The organism is Oceanobacillus piezotolerans (assembly GCF_003665065.1).
GTDB lineage: Bacteria > Bacillota > Bacilli > Bacillales > Amphibacillaceae > Oceanobacillus > Oceanobacillus piezotolerans.
The window spans coordinates 715,227-734,123 of record NZ_RCHR01000001.1 but is presented as its reverse complement, the minus strand read 5'-3'; the positions used below and the strand labels follow the sequence as shown (position 1 = coordinate 734,123).

Sequence of the window (18,897 nt, the reverse complement as noted above, 5' to 3'; positions counted from 1 at the left end):
CAACAACTATTTATTGCTTTGTATTAAAAACTTATTGTAATACGATATATAATGTGTTAAGTTTAATTTAAAAATAATCATAAGGTGCTTCTAAAGGGTCAGAAAACAGCTTTGTTTAAGGATTCATACATCAGTAGAAATGAGTTATTCGCTTTATGTATTAAGGCCGCCTTAAAAGCAAATGTTTGAGTAGGAGGTGATATTGCATGAAGAAATTAATGTTGTTATTACTTATAGTCTTTTGCGGTACTACCTTAATGGCTTGTCAATCATTAAATAAAGAGCTTAGATTATTTGATAATGTATCTAAGATTTCAATATCCAACTCTAATGGTTATGGAGGATTAAATGAAAATTATTTTGACTCAATTGACCAAACAGAGGAAGTGGCGAGTTTTGGAAATATCCTAAAAAATACAAATGTAATATATCAAAAAGTGGATGTGAAAAATGAAAAACCCGATTACGACATATTGGTTCAATACGAAAATGGTGATACTCATGGATTACACCTTGTATTCGATAACGAAAGAGAAGAAAGTATAGTAACGTTTATTGGTCACGAAGAAGTTGTCTATATCATTTCCTCTCAAGATACAATAAGACTAAAAGAATTACTTGTTGTTGAATAAAAATAAAAATAATAGATGCATTGATCAACATGCTAGTCGCTTTTTTCATATATTGAGTTTAAATGATCTGTATTACAGCATGAATATATACATAGAATATCTATGTATATATTCAAAAGTGGAGGTGTTATTATGAACAGACTAAAGCTAGTGTTATTAACAGCTATTTGTACGATTATTTTAATGCTACTTGTTTCATTATTTAGTCCCTATAATATATTAAAAAAGATAACAGAAGACAGTATTATAAATGACCCGGGAATATCTATTTTATTCAATAAAGATGAAATTGAGGATATTAACTATAGGGGAAGCAATACATATATAATTACAACTAGTAAAAAAGATTATATCGCTGTTCAAGAATATTATTCAATGATGAATTATAAGTGGTTTGTATACGAAAAAGCTGATGAATGGGGATAGTAATTAACTATTAGAGAATAGAGCAGATTTGTTTAGCTTATATTAACTCGGGTTAAATTGAAAACTATTATATTATAAACATATTAGACACGGTCTTTCACCAAAAGAAGGAAATGAACAAGAGGGTTAACTGAAATAGGCGATGCAGACGACCAACGAATAACTGTACGAGCGTTAAATCGTAACTGATTAACGCTATTGTACATAGAAGTTATTGTACTAAAGAGGCTGGTTGGTAGAATAAGGACTATCTAATATTTAGAACAAAATAAGGGCAAATTTATAAAAAAGAATGTAAGAGGTGTAATATGAAACAACTTTTATCTTTTTTACTTATTTTCTCTTTTTTAGTAATTTGTCCCTCATATTCAAATGCGATAACGATGCCTTGTAGTATGGTTTTAAACCCGATTGATAAAGAACTGAAAAACGCAAAGGGTGTAGCTTTGGTTTATAAAGTTCAATTACTTCCACCTAGTTTTGCAAGAACAAATATAAGCATTCTTGGAGTTCATCTTCCTGAGCCATCATACTATGGAAATTACGATAGTTACGAAGGCTTTGCATTCATATCTGAAGAAATTAGTTGGCGGTTCAAGTTGTATCCTTCGCCTGCACAAGATAGTCCAACTTGGGCCGGAAGAATTGATGATATTACAGCGGAAATAGCTGAAAAAGGAATAGTTCAGGTACGACTATCCAATTCTAAAACCGAAAAATTAGGTCCGAGTATATTGGAAAGTAATATAAAACATTGTAAATAAAATCGAACTAACGGGCTAAGTACAGAGGAAAAAGGAGCTCAGAAGCTCCTTAGCTTTTCAATAAATATACTTCTATAACTCTGTTTGAAAGGAGTTGGCAATTTCAACAAGAACTTCAGGAGTGACCTTATCACCAATTCATCAATACTAAAGATATATTGCAAAACACCCTTTGTAAAAACTAAGGAATGACTGAGTGAGTGGTTTCTTAAATATTTTAACTATTTTAGTGGAGTTAAAAATTAGATTCTAGCACTACATACTCCTCTGTTGTGCTAACTGCTGCAAAACGAGAAGCTCTTCAGTTATCATGTTTCCTTATGAAATGTTGACATATATCCTTTAATCTAAAATAAAAGATATGTTAAAGTGATATTGTAAGTGAATAACAGAATCTGCGTATTGGCAGGAGAGGTTCGAAATTCCATCCCTCTATAAAAAACTAAGGAGCTAGAACAGCATCTTCTTGGTGTTGTCTTTTTTTATTTGGATGGATACAAGCTCCTAAAGATACAAAAAAACGAAGGAGTGATAATTCATGATTCAACAGATTTATCCAGTAACAGAACATCCCTATGCATATGAATTAAATAAAGATTTTCAGTTTGCCGCAGCACATTATATACCACATGGGGATGCTGGGAAATGTCAAAATATGCATGGGCACACTTATTTTACAAATGTCACCATTGCTGGAGACGAGCTTAATCACACAGGCTTTTTAGTTAATTTTAAAAAAGTAAAAGATTTAATTCATAAGAGATTTGATCATCGTGTAATGAATGAAGACACCAAATTCTCCGACCTAGACGCTGAATATTTTCCGACAACAGAAGTGGTTGCCCGAACTATATATGAAATCATTCAGGAATACCTAAACACCCTATCAAATAAGCCGACTTGCATTCAGGTATATTTAAGGGAAACACCCACGAGCTATTGTATTTACCGACCAAAGGGGAAAACATTATGAGAAAAATACCTGTACTTGAAATCTTTGGTCCAACTATTCAAGGGGAGGGGATGGTCATTGGCCAAAAAACGATGTTTGTCAGAACAGCTGGCTGTGACTATTCTTGCTCGTGGTGTGATTCGAAATTCACCTGGGACGGTTCAGAAAAGGAATCCATTCAAATGATGGAACCGCAGAAAATAGTGGATGCCTTATTTGAAAAGGGTGGCGGACGATTTCAACATGTTACCATCTCTGGAGGCAATCCAGGATTATTGGTTCAATTGAATGCATTGGTAGATCTACTTCATGAAAATCAGGTGAAGGTTGCATTGGAAACACAAGGTAGCAGATGGCAGCAATGGTTTACAAAGATAGATGATCTAACGATTTCGCCTAAGCCACCAAGCTCTGGAATGACTACAAATTTTGAAACATTGGATTTTATTATCAGTTCATTAAAGGAAGAACAACAGGGTGATTTCAGTTTAAAGGTTGTCATCTTTGGAGAAGAAGATATGCAATATGCCATCAACATACACAAAAGGTATCCTGATGTGAAATTGTTTCTTCAAGTCGGTAATGATGACTTGGAAACAGGAGAACAAGAGAAGTTGTTACCATATCTGCTCAAAAAATACGAACGATTGGTTGATCTTGTAATGAATAATGCAGAATTGAACGATGTCCGGGTATTGCCACAACTTCACACTTATATATGGGGGAATAAACGTGGTGTTTGAGATAAAATCTTTATCCTTAATCATCCTATTAAAGTATAAGAGAAAAGAATTTAGATAGATATAAGAAGAGAAAATCAGGTGTCTTACCTTCAACTAAAAAAGACACAGTCCATCGTGTTAAAAATTTAACCTAACACGATGGAGATATGAGTTTTACTTATTTAGTAGTTTGTTCTTCCTATTCAAATGCGATAAAAACGCCTTGTAAGTCTACTATTCCATAGAGTAAAAATGTAGGAATATTTTAATGTATAAAAGTTGCTAGTGCATGGAATTTGTATCTATCTTAGAAAATTAGATTTTTCACCATTGGGTGTAAAAAGTTTAACAAGGTGACCCTAGAAGTTGAGCGCCTTTTCTTCTGGAAAACCCAAAGATTTGTTTGGAATCTTATGAGAGTATATCCATCAGCTTTTTTCACTATTGAAAAAAATTATGCAGAAAATGTAATTGAGAAAAAAGGATTCCAAAAGAAAAAGGGTCCGGAAAAAGTGAAGTTCCCGGTACCCTACTGTAAGGAGGAATTATTAGAGTGTGGTAGTTGTAGGACTATCAAACATTAAGACTATCCCACGAAAAAACTAGTACCCCTTATGAACGAAGGATACGCCAACAATAATTAACAGGATAAATAAAACAACGATTAAGGCAAAATTCATTTTCATTCCTCCGTCATAACCGCCACCGTATTCAGAGCTCATTAAGTTCACCACCTTTCCATCACTACAGTACATGTTATGTAATAGGGTTCTTTTTCGTAATAGACAAAAGAGAAATATTTAGTTAATTAGAGAGTGAATTAAAAGTATTTACCTAATATTCAGTAGAAGTAGAGTTAAGTTTTAAAAAAATAGTCGAAAATAGAAGTGACGTAAGAGAAATTAATAAATGGACTTTATTATGAATTAAAGGACACCCAATATAAAGAGTGTCCAATAGGAGGTATAAATATGAAGCTGTGGTGGTTAATTTAGTTTATGCATAAAATACCAATATGACATGGACAAGAGTGGGATTAGTAGTTCGTAATTTGTATAAATTTTGTACTAATGGGTGCGATTCTGATATAGGATTAATAGTCTAGAGAGAATAATCTCTTATTTTTCTTGAGGCTGCCATAAATGAAAAAAGCCTTGTGGTTTTAATTCCAACTTACGAGCATTTTTAGGGGAGTGGATGAATATTATAAAAGCTGTTGTATTTGACTTAGATGGAACTTTGTTAAACCGAGATGCTTCAGTAAGAGTTTTTATAGAAAATCAATACCAACAACTAAATAAGTGGTTAAATCACATACCAAAGAAAAAATACATAACAAGGTTTATTGAACTAGAAAAAAGGGGTTATGTTTGGAAGGATAAAGTGTATCAACAGTTAGTGGATGAATTTGATATTACAGGTTTGACATGGGATGAATTATTACAAGACTATATCAGTCAGTTTCAATATAGTTGTATTCCTTTCTCTAACCTTATTAGTACGTTAGATAAATTAATGAATAATAACATTGTTCTTGGAATAATTACTAACGGAAAAGGGCAGTTTCAAATGAATAATATTAGGGCTTTAGGTATTGAACAATACTTTAAAGCAATTCTTATATCCGAATGGGAGGGAGCAAAAAAGCCCGAACCACAGATCTTTCTTAAAGCCTTAGATCAACTTAATGTTTTACCGTCTGAAAGTATTTTTGTTGGCGACCACCCAGAAAAAGATGTAAAGGCTGCTCAACACGTAGGAATGAAAGGTGTTTGGAAAAAAGACTATCAGTGGGATAATGTAAAAGCCGATTTTATAGTGGAAGATTTGGCGGAAATTCCTTTAGTTGTAGAAAAATTAGGCAACCAATATTAAATCTTATTATGCTATCGTGAACTTTAAAACAAATAAGCAGACTGTAAAATAATGTTCTTCTGAGTACTCGGATATTTTGATTAAATATCCATAGTATTTGCTTTGTATTGAAAGGATGTGTTCTGATGTTGAAGGAGTTTAAAGTTCCTTTGTTTGAGCAAGAAAGGAATATACGGGTTTATTTACCTAAGAACTATAACAAGGTAAGTTTGAGGTATCCAGTTTTATATATGCACGATGGACAAAATGTTTTTAATAATGAAGGTGCAATAGGAGGAGTTTCCTTGGAACTTCATAAACATTTGGAAGTAATAAAAGCGGACATCATTGTTATAGCAATCGATCAAAACACTGAAAATAACCATAGAATTTACGAATACTGTCCGTGGATTAATGGTGATTTTAGCAAGAAGCTCATAGGTGATACAAGACCGCTTGGTGGAAAAGGAAAAGAATATGTGAGTTTCATAGTGAATGAACTAAAGCCAATGATAGATAAAAAATATCGTACTGATCCCACTCAAACCTATATGGCAGGAGTATCGTTAGGGGCGCTTATTTCAACTTATGCAGCAAGTTGTTATCCAAATATTTTTAAACGGGTTGCTGCTATCTCATCTGCTTTTTATCGAAATCAAGAAGAAATTGAAAAGCTACTACAAAACAGCGATTTAACATCTTTGGATAGAGTTTACTTTGACTGCGGAACAAAGGAATCAGGGAAAAAAGATGAGGTTAGCGAGTTGTTTTTACATTCAAATAGAAGAGTTTACGAGATTGTAACAGCTAAAGGTGTTAAAGCGATGTTTGACATTGTTGTAAATGGAGAACACAATTATTCTACATTTAAAGAAAGAGTTCCAAATTTTATTAGATTTTTAACCTATGAATAATGGAACAGAATTTTGAGTAGTAAAAACGGGATTCTTGAATAAGTAATTACTTGGAAGATATAGGAGAGGTGATTGGCCTATTATTATAAAAACTATCGCTCAAACACTAGACCATTATAACTTTAATTCTTATATTTGAAACTAAATTCACTCAATTATATCGTATAACAAACTAGAAAATCGTCACTAAAAGACGCTTTCTATCAATTAACAGAGATAGGTATAGGGGGATAGGATGAAGAGAGTTAGAAAGCCGATTTTACAAACAAATATATTAAATGTTGCTTTTATATGTATCTTTTTTGCGCCATTTATGAGTGCTATGACAGAGAATTTGAAGATTATCATTGCTAGTGTACTAACTATTCCAATCGTTTTTGCTTTTATTATTTATTCTTTGGCTAAAGTATGGATACAGCGGTATTCACCTCAATAGTATTAATGTGTGTGTCAAGTTGATGATGCTGTCGGTCTATTCATCCATACCTCTATTTAGTATCATTTGGGGGAACTGCTTGGGTGGATTAACGATAATTATCCATGTTCTTACATTTGTATTTGTGTTTGGCTTTATCAACCGAGAGAAGCTTGTCCTTAGACTAAATGGCATCAATGAAGAAGGAAAGGAAGAACCCAGCCGATTTATTTTGTATTACGCTATAGGGATAGTTGCCCTGGGGATCGTTGGCTACGTCACCTTACAAGTTACATTAGCGACAAGCGGAAGCAACGTTTTCGTTTTTGGATTCCTCCACCTTTATATCTTACTTTTTCTTTGTAATAAGCCCTGCATTCCTTATCAATCCAAATCGTGCACTAGAATTGGGAGCAATTTCTCAGAGTCATTATGACGAATATAATTAGTGCTGTGGAGAGTCTATAGAAATAGATTCTCCTTTTTTATAATAGAGTTAAATTTAACTTCACTCTGATGCATTACGATGATTCTTATCATAAGTAAATGAGGTTCTTATCTTTACATTAGAGAAAGATAAAAACGTATAACTGGATCCTGGAAACAGTCCCAAATCATTCAAAAATCTAGACCATATTCCAATAACTGATTTAGAATGGTATACTGCTTTTAAAAAGATTACTGTTATGATATCGTTGATTGCTAGTTTCAACTATTATAATCAAAAAATAAACTGATGGTTATTTTGAAAGGGTGATAGTTCTTCTTGCGTAAATTAGCTATCGTTATCTTCACTTTTGTTTGTATTACCCTATTTTATTTTACGATTCTGTCAGCAAGTAAAGTTTTTAAGACAGATTGGGAATTACCTCAGTCAACAGCACATGTGGATATGAAGCAACGTCTTGTATTAATCACTCAGGAGCTTGAGACCCCTTTTTGGGACAAGGTTGCAAAAGGTGCGATGGAAGAGGCGGAGAAGGAGGGGGCGAGTCTAGAAGTTTGGGGAAGCTATGGCAACAATCAAGAAGAATTTCTAAAGAAAATTGAAATCGCTATCTATTCACAAATGGATGGAATTATTTTACAAGGGGTAGACACAGATGAGTTTAAAACCTTAACCAAAATTAAAGCAGCTTCTTACGGAATTCCTATTATAACTGTTGCAAACGATGTCCCTATGGGTGATAGTCTTAGAAAATCTTATGTAGGGTCAGATCAATATGTAGCTGGTAAAATGATTGCGGAACAATTAATAGCTGATATGGGCGCTGATGGAGAAGTTGCGATTATGATTGATATACAGCACCAATACTTCCAAGAACAGCGAGTAGAAGGGATTAGGGATGTTTTGCAAAGATATCCAGATATTCAAACCCATTATATTGAAATGCATGATGCCAGGGAACAGGTCATTGCAACTACGAAAGATGTCTTAAACCAGAATCCAAATTTAGATGCTTTTATTGTAATTAACGTGGATATACTAGCGGCTATGATTAATGAGGTTGAAAGAAGATCACAAATTGAGCCTTATTTTATTTATTCATTTGATGATGATTATGACTCTATCACATTACTAAATCAAGGGAAGATTGATGGAATCCTAGAGCAGTCCCCTGAAGAGATGGGAACGATGAGTGTGAAATTGATTTTAGACTGGCTGAGTAATAGGGAAGTTCCATTGGATTTAGAAGGATATCAAACTGATATTCAGATTATAAAGGCGAATGATGGAAAATGAATAGTATTCAGAAAAAAATATTGGTGCTTGTAGTAGCGGTTTTATTTATTATGGTAGCTATTTGGACTTCATTAACCTATTACAATCAAAAAATGCAGTACCAGTACAACAATATATTAGAACGATATTTAATTATGAATGAAGTAACAAATGAAAGCCAGCAAATAGTGGCAGCTCTTAATAACTATATAATTGAACCAACAGAAGCTAATTTGGAAGAGATAAATAAAAATAAAAGTAAAGTTCTAAGTACAAAGAATAAGGTCATAGAATTTAGGAATATTGATAATAATTATGCGCTGACAAACTATGAAAACTTAATAGAGAGTCTAGTTGAAACAACGGAACAATCTGTTTTGGCTCGTTCTGAGCAACAAACAGAAGACTATTTGAATGCGCTTTCAGAGGCAAGTCGGATTTCGAAATATATTTCTGAGATGACACTTACCATAATAGACACAGAACTTAATACGTATGAACGCTTTTATCGCAGTATTATTGAAAATTCAGAGGAATTACGAATGCTGGGAATTTGGTTATTGCCTTTGATTACAATGTTATTGCTGTTCTTAACTCACTTGTTTTCAAAAAGAATAACAAGGCCAATTAATAAGTTAACCCAAGCAGCACATGAGTTTTCTTTAGGACGTTTTGATGTAAAGATTGATGTTGACTCTAATGATGAAATCTCATTTTTAGCTAAGATGTTCGATAAGATGCGTATCAATATAAATAATTATCTATCTGAAATAAAACAGAAGGCACAATTAGAAAATGAGCTTCAACAAAGCAAACTGTTATTACAAGAAAGTCAACTTCGCAGTCTTCAAAGCCAGATTAACCCTCATTTCCTGTATAATACACTAGATATACTATCTAAGAAGGCATATTTAGAGGGGGCGGAAGAAACAAGTGATCTTTTAGTCAATGTCGCGGGACTCCTGCGTTATAACCTGAACAAATTAGGAAATTCCACCTCCCTTTTTGAAGAAGTTCAAGTACTAAATCAATACATAAATATACAAAACACAAGATTTATAGATCGGCTGCAATTTCATTTGGAAATAGATAATTCATGTTTAGACGTACAAATCCCACGTTTAACATTACAACCAATTATTGAAAACGCTATCATCCATGCGGTTGAGCCAGTTGAAGAGGGCGGTAGTATATGGTTTCGCGTTGTTGATGAGCTTGACCACGTGAGACTAGAGATAGAAGATAATGGACCGGGGATGCCAGAAGAGAAGGTACAGCAAATACTTCAGTTGAAAACGACAAAGTCGGAAGGTCATTTCACGGGCATCGGAATTAATAATGTCGTGAAACGACTAAGTTTATTCTATAACTATAATGATGTTTTTGATATTGAAAGCAAAGTGGGAATCGGGACAAAGGTTATTCTAAAAATACCTAAAACAAGGAGAGTGGAGGGACAATGAAGCGACTCCTGATTGTTGATGATGAACAGATTGTAAGGGAAGGTTTAAAAGCAATACTTTTAAAGAATTTCCCAGAGATTCAAATTGAAGATGCTAAAAATGGAACCATTGCTTTAAATAAGGCTGTGATATTTATGCCTGATTTGGTATTAATGGATATTAAGATGCCAGGGATGAGTGGACTTGAAACGATACAGAAAATGAGTGAAATAAATCCGAATATCAAGTTTATTATGATTACGGCCTATGCCGAATTCGATTATGCAAAATCAGCAATTAAGCTGGGTGTGAAAGACTATTTGCTCAAGCCAAGTAAAGCAAGTGAGGTTGTAAGAGCAGTCGGCAAAGTAATGAGCCAAATTGACGAAGAAAAGAAATCGAAGGAAAAGAACATTCACCAGCAAACAGTTTTACAAAAAGCATTAACTATCGTAGAAACAGATGTTGTTACACAATTATTATTCGATCATGTACATGAAATCCATTTGGATGAGTTAGTAGGATTATTAGATACTCCGATGACAAGCGAAAAGTTTGTGATGAGTATCCTACTACCACATGATTCAAAGAGTTTGTATACAGAAATTAAACAAAAGGTTAGGAAAAAAGGAAATGCATGGGTTGGTACGCTATATGGACGACAAATTCCTATTATTGTGTTTAGAAAACAGGATTATTCTTTTCGCTTCCAAGCAATTACACTTGCAAGGGATATTTTATCCATATCCGGTGGTAAAGCAGGTTGGTTCATAGGGATTGGAAATGTCTGCCATTCTTTAGAAACTATACGTCAATCCTACCAAGAGTCACTTATTGCCACGAAAGATAGTTCATTACCCGTAAAATATCGCTTTTATTCAGATATATCAATAACTGATACGATAATAGACGGACATTATTCTAAAAAACTTGAAAATCAGATGTTCGACCAAATCCGAAATGGTCAGTGGGAAGATATCTTGAAAGAAGTAACGAGTTTAATTGAGTTTTATGACAAAAAAGGTGCCAATATCATAGAAGCCCAGCAGCGTGTCTTAGAACTGCTTTGGGTTGCATCGCGGGTGTTAAATGAAATCGGAGTTGAACTAGACTCCCCATTATATTTCGTTCAAATAAATGATTTCAGACAATTACGTATGGAAACAAATCATTTTCTCAACCAAATGAGACAGTCTTTTATCGATTATCAGAACCAAGTAGAGGATGACACAATTAGACAAATTAGGCAGTATATTATTGAAAACTCCCATAAACAAATTTCCTTAGATGGGATTGCTCAAAAATTTAAATTAAGTCCAATTTATATTAGCAAGCTTTATAAAGAACAGTTAGGTGTGAACTATATCTCCTTTTTGACAGAGTGCAGATTAGAGCATGCAAGGAAATTGATGCTGAATCCCGAAAAAAGTTTAAAGGAAGTTACGTTTGATATTGGATACCAAGACCCGAATTATTTTAGTAAGGTATTTAGAAAAATGTATGGAGTATCTCCGACAGAATATAGAAAATCATTGTTGGGAGCTAAGACATAATGGGGTAGAAAAAAGGGTGAATTGAATGAAAACGAGCTTTATAAAGGGAAATATCTTATTGTTAATGCTTCTATTACTCCTTCTAATTACTGCCTGTGAACAGAATAAAAGCAATACGGAACATCGTGGTTTAAATGAAAAACCCTCAACACATAGAGAGACTATCGAGAGCCATACAGAAGCAGATGATAAAATTATTATTGGCTTTTCTATGGATACGTTAGCAGAGGATAGATGGGTAAGGGACCGGGAGTTGTTTCGAAAGGCAGTGGAAGCATTGGGTGCTGAAGTAAAGATTTTTGCTTCTGAAGGAGATGATGCGTTACAAATTCTACAAGCAGAAACACTAATAAACGAAGGCATCGATTTACTAGTCATCGTCCCGCATAATGCAGAGTCCACAGCGATGATTGTGAAAAAAGCCCACTCAGCAGGAATTAAGGTGCTTTCTTATGATCGATTAGTTCGTAATTCCGAAATTGATTTCTATATTTCTTATGACAATGAAATGGTGGGTGAATTTCAAGCAAATGTCATCACTGAAATCGTTCCTAAAGGTAAGTATGTATACATAGGTGGTGCAGAGACAGATTATAATGCACATTTAATTAAAAAAGGAGTATTTAACGTGCTTCACCCCCTTATTGAACAGGGGGACATTACCATTGTTTATGACCAATGGTCAAAGGATTGGCTCCCTGAAAATGCATATGCAAGTATGGAAGAGGCTTTAAAGGCAAACAAGAATGACATAGATGCTGTTATTGCTGCAAATGATGCTACAGCTGGAAAAGCTATTCAAGCATTAGCAGAACAGGGTCTCGAGGGTAAAGTAGCTGTTGCGGGACAAGATGCAGACCTTGCCGGCGCACAAAGAATCGTTATCGGAACTCAAACGTTAACAGTATATAAGCCATTAAAACCACTAGCAGATCTAGCCGCTGAAGTTGCGGTCAAGCTTGCTAAAGGGGAAGAAGTAATGGGAGAAAGTATGATAAACAATGGAAAAGCAGAGGTACCATCCATACTCCTTTCTCCTATTGTCGTTGATCGTGAAAATATTGATGACACCATCATCGCAGATGGTTTTCATTCTAAACAGGAAGTATATAAAGGGAGGGAATGAATGCTTAACTGAACCACCAGTTTATTGGAACTGGTGGTTTTTATATTTGTGTTTTCTGTATATTAAGAAGGGCAATTGATTCTCATACTGTTTCATTAAAAAATATTTAAAAAATACAGATAATGATAAATTATTACCATAAGTAAGCGTTTTTATTGACTTGTAGTACTGCTATATTTGAATAGAAGGTAAAGAATATAGATTCAAGGGGGTTTATTATGAAGAAGTTAAAATTGGTTTCAGTTTTACTGATTGCCCTGCTAATGGCAATTCTAGCAGTTGGCTGTAGTAGTAACAACGCATCGAGCAGTAGCGAAGGTGGGGAAAAAGGATCTAAAGGTGGCAAGGTAAATGTTGGGATTGTTTTACCTACTAAAGATGAACCAAGATGGGTACAAGATGAAACACGGTTTAAAGATGCATTAGTAGACTCAGAATATTCAACAGAAATTTTATTCAGCCAGGGTTCCTCCGCAAAGGAAAAGGAAAATGTTGAAACACTTATTAGTAAAGGTATCGATGTATTAATTATTGCCCCACATGATGGTGCAGCGGCGGGTGCTGCGGTGGAGTCTGCTAAAAAAGACGATATTACTGTAATTGCTTATGATCGACTCATTACAGATACTGATGCGGTTGATTATTATGTAACATTTGACAGTGTGGCTGTTGGTGAAGCTCAAGGTCAATACTTAATCGATCATGCTGGAGATGGTAAAGGAATTCCATTATACCTATATGCTGGAGCGGCTTCAGACAATAATGCATTTTTATTCTTTGAAGGAGCATGGAATAAATTACAACCGAAAATTGCTGATGGAACATTTGTCATTGCAAACTCTAGTGAAGCAGAGAGTCTAAAGGATAAAGCAGAACTTTCACGTGATGAATTGGGAAAAATCCTTGGCCAGGTTACAACAAATTGGGATCCAAACGAGGCTAAAAACAAAGCCCAAACTAACTTAACTGCTGCTAACACAGACTTAAAAGGTGATGTTGCTATTCTTGCCCCAAATGATGGGACATCCCGCGCGATTGCAGATGTTTTTGGAACGGATCCTGATGTTTCAAGTTATGTAGTAACTGGACAAGACGCTGAGATGGCTTCTATTCAATATATTATCGATGGTAAACAATCAATGACCGTATTTAAAGATGTTCGTACACTTGTTACTGATGCAATGGGAATGGCTGTTGACATTCTAGATGGCGAAACACCTGAAACAACAGGTACTTATGATAACGGAAGTAAAGAAGTTTCAGCAAAACAAACAGATGTAATTGTTGTTGAACAAGAGAATGTTAAGAGTGAACTCATTGACTCCGGTTATTATGAAGCAAGTGAATTCTCTGGTCTATAAAAAGAAAATAACTAGAATCTAAGAATAGTGATAGATTAATCGTCTGTCACTATTCACATTCAAATAGTTATTTTGTCAAGGAGGAATAACATGAGCGAATATATTCTGGAAATGAAACAGATAACGAAGGAGTTTACAGGAGTCAAAGCGCTCAGCGATGTTAATTTCAAGGTAGAAAAAGGTGAGATTCATTGCCTGGTTGGTGAAAATGGGGCTGGTAAGTCTACACTAATGAAAATACTTAGCGGAGTCTACCCATATGGATCATACGAGGGGGATATCGTATTTAATGGTGAGGTTCAACAATTTAACAAAATCACCGATAGTGTGGGGACTGGAATCGTCATTATTTATCAAGAGCTTGCTTTATTCCCAGATCTTCCAGTTTATGAAAATATTTTTATTGGAAATGAAGTTAATAAAAGTGGTGTATTAGATTTTAATAAAACAATCGTTGAGTCTAAAAAATTACTTGATAAGGTGAATCTAAAAGTGAATTCTGAAACTTTAATTAAGGATTTAGGTGTAGGTAAACAGCAATTGATTGAAATTGCAAAAGCATTAAGTAAAGATGTGAAATTACTTATTTTAGATGAACCGACTGCAGCGCTTAATGAAGACGATAGTGAGAATCTATTAAACTTGTTGCGCGAATTAAAGAAGCAAGGAATCACCTGTATTATGATCTCCCACAAATTAAAGGAAGTAATCTCCATTGCAGATAAGGCGACCGTAATTCGAGATGGAAAGACGATTTGTACATTGGAAGCCACTAAAGGAGAAATTAATGAAAATACGATTATTAAAAATATGGTTGGTCGGGAAATTGAGGACATTTATCCAAAAAGAGATAAAAAAACTTTTGGTGATAAAATTCTTGAATTATCCAACTGGACTGCTTATGATCCCCAAGTAGGCCGTAACGTCTCTAAACGTGTCAATTTACATGTAAGAAAAGGAGAAATTATTGGAATAGCAGGGTTAATGGGTTCTGGCCGAACAGAATTAGCTTTAAGTATTTTCGGAAATTCAAAGTCTTATAAGTTGCAAGGGGATTTATATTTGGACGGACGTCCTGTCAACCTTCAACATACAAATCAGGCCATTAAAGCAGGAATTGCATATGTTACCGAGGATCGCAAGGGGGATGGGTTGTTTTTACTACAAGATATTAAGAACAATATCTCTGCGGCAAACATGAAAGGAATATCTTTAAATGGAATAATTAATGAGAATGAGGAGATCAAAGTTGCTGATCATTACAAAACTTCAATAGGCATTAAAGCTTCATCATTACAACAGCTAGTTGGTAATTTAAGTGGCGGTAATCAACAAAAAGTTTCATTAGCCAAATGGTTATTCGTTGGCCCTAAGTTACTAATTTTAGATGAGCCAACAAGAGGAATTGATGTTGGCGCTAAGTTTGAAATTTATTCAGTCATGAATGAACTAATAGATAAAGGCATGAGTATTATTATGATCTCTTCAGAACTTGGTGAAGTTCTAGGGATGAGTGACCGTATATATGTGATGGCTGAAGGGGAAATCAAAGGTGAGTTATCATCTGCGGAAGCAAATCAAGAAAAAATCATGGAATTTGCTACGCAATAGGAGGTTAATACTATGAAACTATTGAATGAAGCGAAACATTTAGTTAAAGATAATATTCGTGATTATGGTATGTACATTGCTTTAATCATTATCATGGTTACCTTTACCATTCTTACAGATGGTCTATTTATGTCATCAAGGAATATAAGTAATTTATTAGATTCAGCAGGTTATATAGCAGTTTTAGCTGTGGGTGTCATGCTAGTTATTGTAATTAGACATATTGATTTGTCTATCGGTTTCTTAGCTGGATTCCTGGGTGCCATTGCAGCGATATTACTTATGCAAGTAGGAATGCCAGTTTATATAGTCATCCCAATTATTCTAATCCTAGGAATATTCGCTGGAACAATTACAGGTTTTCTAGTTGCTAAAATAGGAATACCTGCCTTTGTTGCTACACTCGCAGGATGGCTTATTTATCGAGGTGCCATTCTTTTAGTAACAGAAAAGACAGGGACGATCATAATTAATGATGATGTATTTAATGCGATAGGTAATGGAAATATCCCATCACTCATGGTAATTGGCGGGGTTCATTTACTGTCTTTACTAGTTGGTGCATTAGCGATTGTATTCTACATATACAGTACGATCAAAAACCGAAGAAATAAAATAAAATATAATTTTGAAGTGGTATCTAAGGAAATTTTTATACTCCAGCTAGTTTTTGTTTCGGCTATTATCGGTTATATTACTTGGGTTTTAGCTAGTTACAACGGATTATCTTGGACAGTTATCATTATGCTTCTTGTTGTGATTGTCTATCATTTTATTACTACAAAGACAGTCTTAGGAAGACATATTTATGCAGTAGGCAGTAATCCAGAAGCGGCGCACCTTAGCGGAATAAATGTGAGTAAGATTACATTACTTGTTTTCGGTTCTATGGGGATGCTAGCAGCCTTATCAGGTATTTTGTATACCTCTCGCTTACAATCTGCTACAACTACCGCGGGTACTTTATTCGAACTTGATGCTATTGCAGCGGCATTTGTTGGAGGAGTTTCCGCTGCCGGTGGGGTTGGTAAAGTAACAGGAGCCATTATTGGTGCACTCGTTATGGCAACTTTAACAAACGGAATGAACCTGATGGGTGTGGGAATCGCTCCTCAATACATCATCCGTGGAGGAGTATTAGCTCTTGCCGTTATTTTTGATGTATACACTCGGAAAAAAAGAGTATAAAATAAAGTCAGGAGTGACATTGAGCCAGCTATGAAAAATAGTTGGCATATTTTATTTTTAGAGCAGATTTACTCTCCTTAAGAAGTAAAGCATGAAACTTTTTACAATATCATAAACCTCTTATTTGACCCACTGAATCGTATCATAAGTTGTACGGATTCTTAGTAGCATTGCGATTCAATGTTTCGAGAGGTGAATCAATTGAAAAATGGCCGTGTTCCTGGTTTTAATTATTGGAAATTGAGTTATAGAGGAAAGTTCATTCGAACACTATGGATGATACCTATTGACGTTCTAACGATAATAATGTTAGTTATATTGGGTGCACCTCTTAAGATAACTATTAATATAAGTCTGGTATTATTCGTTACTCTTATTGGGCAACTTGTTTATACCTATGTGAAGTGGAGAACTGAATTAAATTCTTGGTAATTTGTCACCAAGTTATAGATAAATAGCGATGATATTTTTTGAATATTATGTTATGTTGAATTGTATAGTTAATAGACTTCGGAAAGGTTAGTGCAACAAGATGGAATAGCATTATTGATATATTAATTACTATTCCTTTAATTGTTAAAAGAACAATTTGTGATCCAATACGAACCTAAAAACGAATGTTTTGTTTGTTGAATTCAATGAGGGAGGGAATAAGTTGAATAGAACATTCATTCAATTTAAAAAAATGATAGATACTATTATGGAATTAAAAGAAGTTCCTGAAGAAATATTGCGGGAACCGATTAAAGAAGGAAAATGGTCAATCATACAAATCGTGGGACATCTATACTATTGGGATAAATTCAATCTTGAAAAGATGATACCCTATATGGCTGATGGTGGTGATTTACCAAAGTTTCCTGACCATGACCAACATAATGAAGAAGCTATGTCTTTTATTAAAGATTATTCAGTTGATTCTATCATTGATAGTTTTGCACTTACACGTAAAGAACTTAATGAAAGAATTTCAAGTCTTGGCAAAGATGTTAGGTTTACTGTTGGCGGCGGTAAAAGAGAATTCTCAAGAGAAAGTTTTATTAAGATTTTCATTAAACACGATGCACACCACCTAAAACAAATTGATGAAAAATTACAAAAACAATAACATTATGAACCAACTGGTACTTTAGTGTTAGGTAGTTTTTTTGAATTATAGGGGCAGAATAATCGAAGGTAAAATAGTTGCAACTAGAAGCATAATAGCAGATATTATGGAAAAGCTTGTAAATCTTGAGGTGGTATGAATTGATAAGTGATATGAAAAAAGAAAACTTTGTGGGTTATCGAAAAGTAGATATTATTGATGACAATTTGAATGTAACATTCCCCATGTTTGTTATGTATCCTACTGACACTCATGAAAAAGAAGAAAAAATAGGGCCTTATAGTATAAATGTCGCAAAGGAAGCAAAGCCGAAAGATGCTGTTTATCCGTTAGTTTTAATATCTCATGGTAGTGGTCGAACACCACTTGTATATAGAACGCTTGCTCATCATTTAGCTAGAAATGGATTTATTGTAGCAATGCCTGAGCATCCATTTAACAATTTAAATGACAATCATTTAGAAAATACAATTAAACTTTTAGAAAGCAGACCGAGAAATATCACTCAAACCATTGACTGGTTTTATGATGACATTTTCTTAAAAGACTGTGTTGATTTTGATGCTATTTCGATAATCGGACACTCAATGGGAGGTTATACTGCGATAGCAGCAGCTGGAGGTATACCAACAACTCTTCCATGGGAAACAGATGATCAAATTTCTAGAATTATAAACGTAGACGCTGAAGAAAGGATTAAAAAAGTGATTTTATTAGCACCTGCTTTAGGATGGTTTAGAAACAAGGGAGCGGTTGATAAAGTAAATCTACCTATTTTGATGATCTCAGGAGAAAAAGATGAAATTACTCCTTCTTTTCATGCTGAATTTTTATTAAATGGGTTAAAAAACACAGGGAAAATAGTACATAAATCCATAGAAAACGCTGGTCACTTTTCCTTCTTAAGTCCTTTTCCTGAAGTGATGAAAAACCCTTCATTTCCTCCTTCCCAAGACCCGAGTGGATTTAATAGAAATCTTTTCCATCAAGAATTAAAATCTGATGTTTTAAATTTTTTATTACGCTAAAAGGTGCAAGAGTTAAAGAAGGTGATCAATTTGGCTCAGAAATTACTGTTTTGATAGCATTTCTATAAAAGGATAAGT

18 protein-coding genes and 1 riboswitch are annotated in these 18,897 nt (G+C 34.3%); of the genes, 17 read left to right on the top strand and 1 reads right to left on the bottom strand.

The annotated features are described in order from the left end of the window. The first annotated feature begins 206 nt into the window (after positions 1 to 206). The 5 genes from D8M04_RS03870 to queE all read left to right on the top strand — a co-directional run bounded on the left by D8M04_RS03870 (position 207) and on the right by queE (position 3,517). The gene (locus D8M04_RS03870; protein WP_121521562.1) at positions 207 to 632 is read left to right on the top strand and encodes a hypothetical protein; all 426 of its coding nucleotides are present in this window, start codon (positions 207 to 209) and stop codon (positions 630 to 632) included. 132 nt (positions 633 to 764) lie between these two features. Then, complete coding sequence (locus D8M04_RS03865; RefSeq protein WP_121521561.1) at positions 765 to 1,058, top strand: hypothetical protein; 294 nt, start codon at positions 765 to 767, stop codon at positions 1,056 to 1,058. A 308-nt stretch (positions 1,059 to 1,366) separates the two neighbouring features. Further along, positions 1,367 to 1,822 (top strand): YoqH family protein, encoded by a 456-nt coding sequence (locus D8M04_RS03860; protein WP_121521560.1) that lies wholly within the window; start codon positions 1,367 to 1,369, stop codon positions 1,820 to 1,822. Positions 1,823 to 2,227: 405 nt separating this feature from the next. After that, positions 2,228 to 2,274, top strand: a riboswitch (PreQ1 riboswitch). Between the two features lie 86 nt (positions 2,275 to 2,360). Further along, positions 2,361 to 2,795, top strand: coding sequence for a 6-carboxytetrahydropterin synthase QueD (gene queD / locus D8M04_RS03855; RefSeq protein WP_121521558.1), 435 nt, complete (start codon positions 2,361 to 2,363; stop codon positions 2,793 to 2,795). Then, entirely contained in the window at positions 2,789 to 3,517 is a 729-nt protein-coding gene (queE, locus tag D8M04_RS03850) for a 7-carboxy-7-deazaguanine synthase QueE (protein ID WP_246001117.1), read from the top strand. The genes queD and queE overlap by 7 nt, the downstream gene beginning before the upstream one ends. Before the next feature lie 581 nt (positions 3,518 to 4,098). Here the strand turns inward: queE and D8M04_RS03840 are convergent. Next, a complete protein-coding gene (locus D8M04_RS03840) occupies positions 4,099 to 4,218 on the bottom strand; it encodes a YjcZ family sporulation protein (protein WP_121521555.1) in 120 nt (39 codons plus the stop codon). Positions 4,219 to 4,699: 481 nt separating this feature from the next. On the opposite strand from D8M04_RS03840, the gene D8M04_RS03835 reads away from it, so the two are divergent. The 12 genes from D8M04_RS03835 to D8M04_RS03770 all read left to right on the top strand — a co-directional run bounded on the left by D8M04_RS03835 (position 4,700) and on the right by D8M04_RS03770 (position 18,819). Continuing rightward, a complete protein-coding gene (locus tag D8M04_RS03835; RefSeq protein WP_121521701.1) occupies positions 4,700 to 5,371 on the top strand; it encodes an HAD family hydrolase in 672 nt (223 codons plus the stop codon). Positions 5,372 to 5,496: 125 nt separating this feature from the next. After that, the gene (locus D8M04_RS03830; RefSeq protein WP_121521554.1) at positions 5,497 to 6,264 is read left to right on the top strand and encodes an alpha/beta hydrolase; all 768 of its coding nucleotides are present in this window, start codon (positions 5,497 to 5,499) and stop codon (positions 6,262 to 6,264) included. A 235-nt stretch (positions 6,265 to 6,499) separates the two neighbouring features. Continuing rightward, a complete protein-coding gene (locus D8M04_RS03825) occupies positions 6,500 to 6,700 on the top strand; it encodes a hypothetical protein (protein WP_121521553.1) in 201 nt (66 codons plus the stop codon). Between the two features lie 745 nt (positions 6,701 to 7,445). Beyond that, positions 7,446 to 8,423, top strand: coding sequence for a sugar ABC transporter substrate-binding protein (locus D8M04_RS03815; RefSeq protein WP_121521551.1), 978 nt, complete (start codon positions 7,446 to 7,448; stop codon positions 8,421 to 8,423). Then, complete coding sequence (locus D8M04_RS03810) at positions 8,420 to 9,865, top strand: sensor histidine kinase (RefSeq protein ID WP_121521550.1); 1,446 nt, start codon at positions 8,420 to 8,422, stop codon at positions 9,863 to 9,865. The genes D8M04_RS03815 and D8M04_RS03810 overlap by 4 nt, the downstream gene beginning before the upstream one ends. After that, positions 9,862 to 11,397, top strand: coding sequence for a response regulator (locus D8M04_RS03805; RefSeq protein WP_121521549.1), 1,536 nt, complete (start codon positions 9,862 to 9,864; stop codon positions 11,395 to 11,397). Before D8M04_RS03810 ends, D8M04_RS03805 begins: the two co-directional genes overlap by 4 nt. A 25-nt stretch (positions 11,398 to 11,422) precedes the next feature. After that, complete coding sequence (locus tag D8M04_RS03800; RefSeq protein ID WP_121521548.1) at positions 11,423 to 12,523, top strand: sugar ABC transporter substrate-binding protein; 1,101 nt, start codon at positions 11,423 to 11,425, stop codon at positions 12,521 to 12,523. A gap of 218 nt (positions 12,524 to 12,741) precedes the next feature. Continuing rightward, positions 12,742 to 13,884: a sugar ABC transporter substrate-binding protein gene (locus tag D8M04_RS03795; RefSeq protein ID WP_121521547.1), complete on the top strand. Its 1,143-nt coding sequence runs from the start codon at positions 12,742 to 12,744 to the stop codon at positions 13,882 to 13,884. Between the two features lie 90 nt (positions 13,885 to 13,974). Beyond that, entirely contained in the window at positions 13,975 to 15,495 is a 1,521-nt protein-coding gene (locus tag D8M04_RS03790; RefSeq protein ID WP_121521545.1) for a sugar ABC transporter ATP-binding protein, read from the top strand. Positions 15,496 to 15,507: 12 nt separating this feature from the next. Then, positions 15,508 to 16,683, top strand: a complete 1,176-nt coding sequence (locus tag D8M04_RS03785) for a sugar ABC transporter permease (protein WP_121521543.1) — start codon at positions 15,508 to 15,510, stop codon at positions 16,681 to 16,683. 655 nt (positions 16,684 to 17,338) lie between these two features. Further along, positions 17,339 to 17,791 (top strand): DinB family protein, encoded by a 453-nt coding sequence (locus tag D8M04_RS03775; RefSeq protein ID WP_246001102.1) that lies wholly within the window; start codon positions 17,339 to 17,341, stop codon positions 17,789 to 17,791. A 140-nt stretch (positions 17,792 to 17,931) separates the two neighbouring features. Then, positions 17,932 to 18,819 carry an alpha/beta hydrolase family protein gene (locus D8M04_RS03770; RefSeq protein ID WP_425463996.1) on the top strand — a complete coding sequence of 296 codons (888 nt, stop codon included), beginning with the start codon at positions 17,932 to 17,934 and terminating at the stop codon, positions 18,817 to 18,819. Positions 18,820 to 18,897 lie beyond the last annotated feature (78 nt).

Coding starts and splice junctions, on each gene's coding strand:
- queD (WP_121521558.1), top strand. CDS start 2,361: ATGATTCAACAGATTTATCCAGTAACAGAACATCCCTATGCATATGAA.
- D8M04_RS03790 (WP_121521545.1), top strand. CDS start 13,975: ATGAGCGAATATATTCTGGAAATGAAACAGATAACGAAGGAGTTTACA.
- D8M04_RS03785 (WP_121521543.1), top strand. CDS start 15,508: ATGAAACTATTGAATGAAGCGAAACATTTAGTTAAAGATAATATTCGT.
- D8M04_RS03870 (WP_121521562.1), top strand. CDS start 207: ATGAAGAAATTAATGTTGTTATTACTTATAGTCTTTTGCGGTACTACC.
- D8M04_RS03825 (WP_121521553.1), top strand. CDS start 6,500: ATGAAGAGAGTTAGAAAGCCGATTTTACAAACAAATATATTAAATGTT.
- D8M04_RS03805 (WP_121521549.1), top strand. CDS start 9,862: ATGAAGCGACTCCTGATTGTTGATGATGAACAGATTGTAAGGGAAGGT.
- D8M04_RS03795 (WP_121521547.1), top strand. CDS start 12,742: ATGAAGAAGTTAAAATTGGTTTCAGTTTTACTGATTGCCCTGCTAATG.
- D8M04_RS03800 (WP_121521548.1), top strand. CDS start 11,423: ATGAAAACGAGCTTTATAAAGGGAAATATCTTATTGTTAATGCTTCTA.
- D8M04_RS03830 (WP_121521554.1), top strand. CDS start 5,497: ATGTTGAAGGAGTTTAAAGTTCCTTTGTTTGAGCAAGAAAGGAATATA.
- D8M04_RS03810 (WP_121521550.1), top strand. CDS start 8,420: ATGAATAGTATTCAGAAAAAAATATTGGTGCTTGTAGTAGCGGTTTTA.
- D8M04_RS03840 (WP_121521555.1), bottom strand. CDS start 4,218: ATGAGCTCTGAATACGGTGGCGGTTATGACGGAGGAATGAAAATGAAT.
- D8M04_RS03860 (WP_121521560.1), top strand. CDS start 1,367: ATGAAACAACTTTTATCTTTTTTACTTATTTTCTCTTTTTTAGTAATT.
- D8M04_RS03865 (WP_121521561.1), top strand. CDS start 765: ATGAACAGACTAAAGCTAGTGTTATTAACAGCTATTTGTACGATTATT.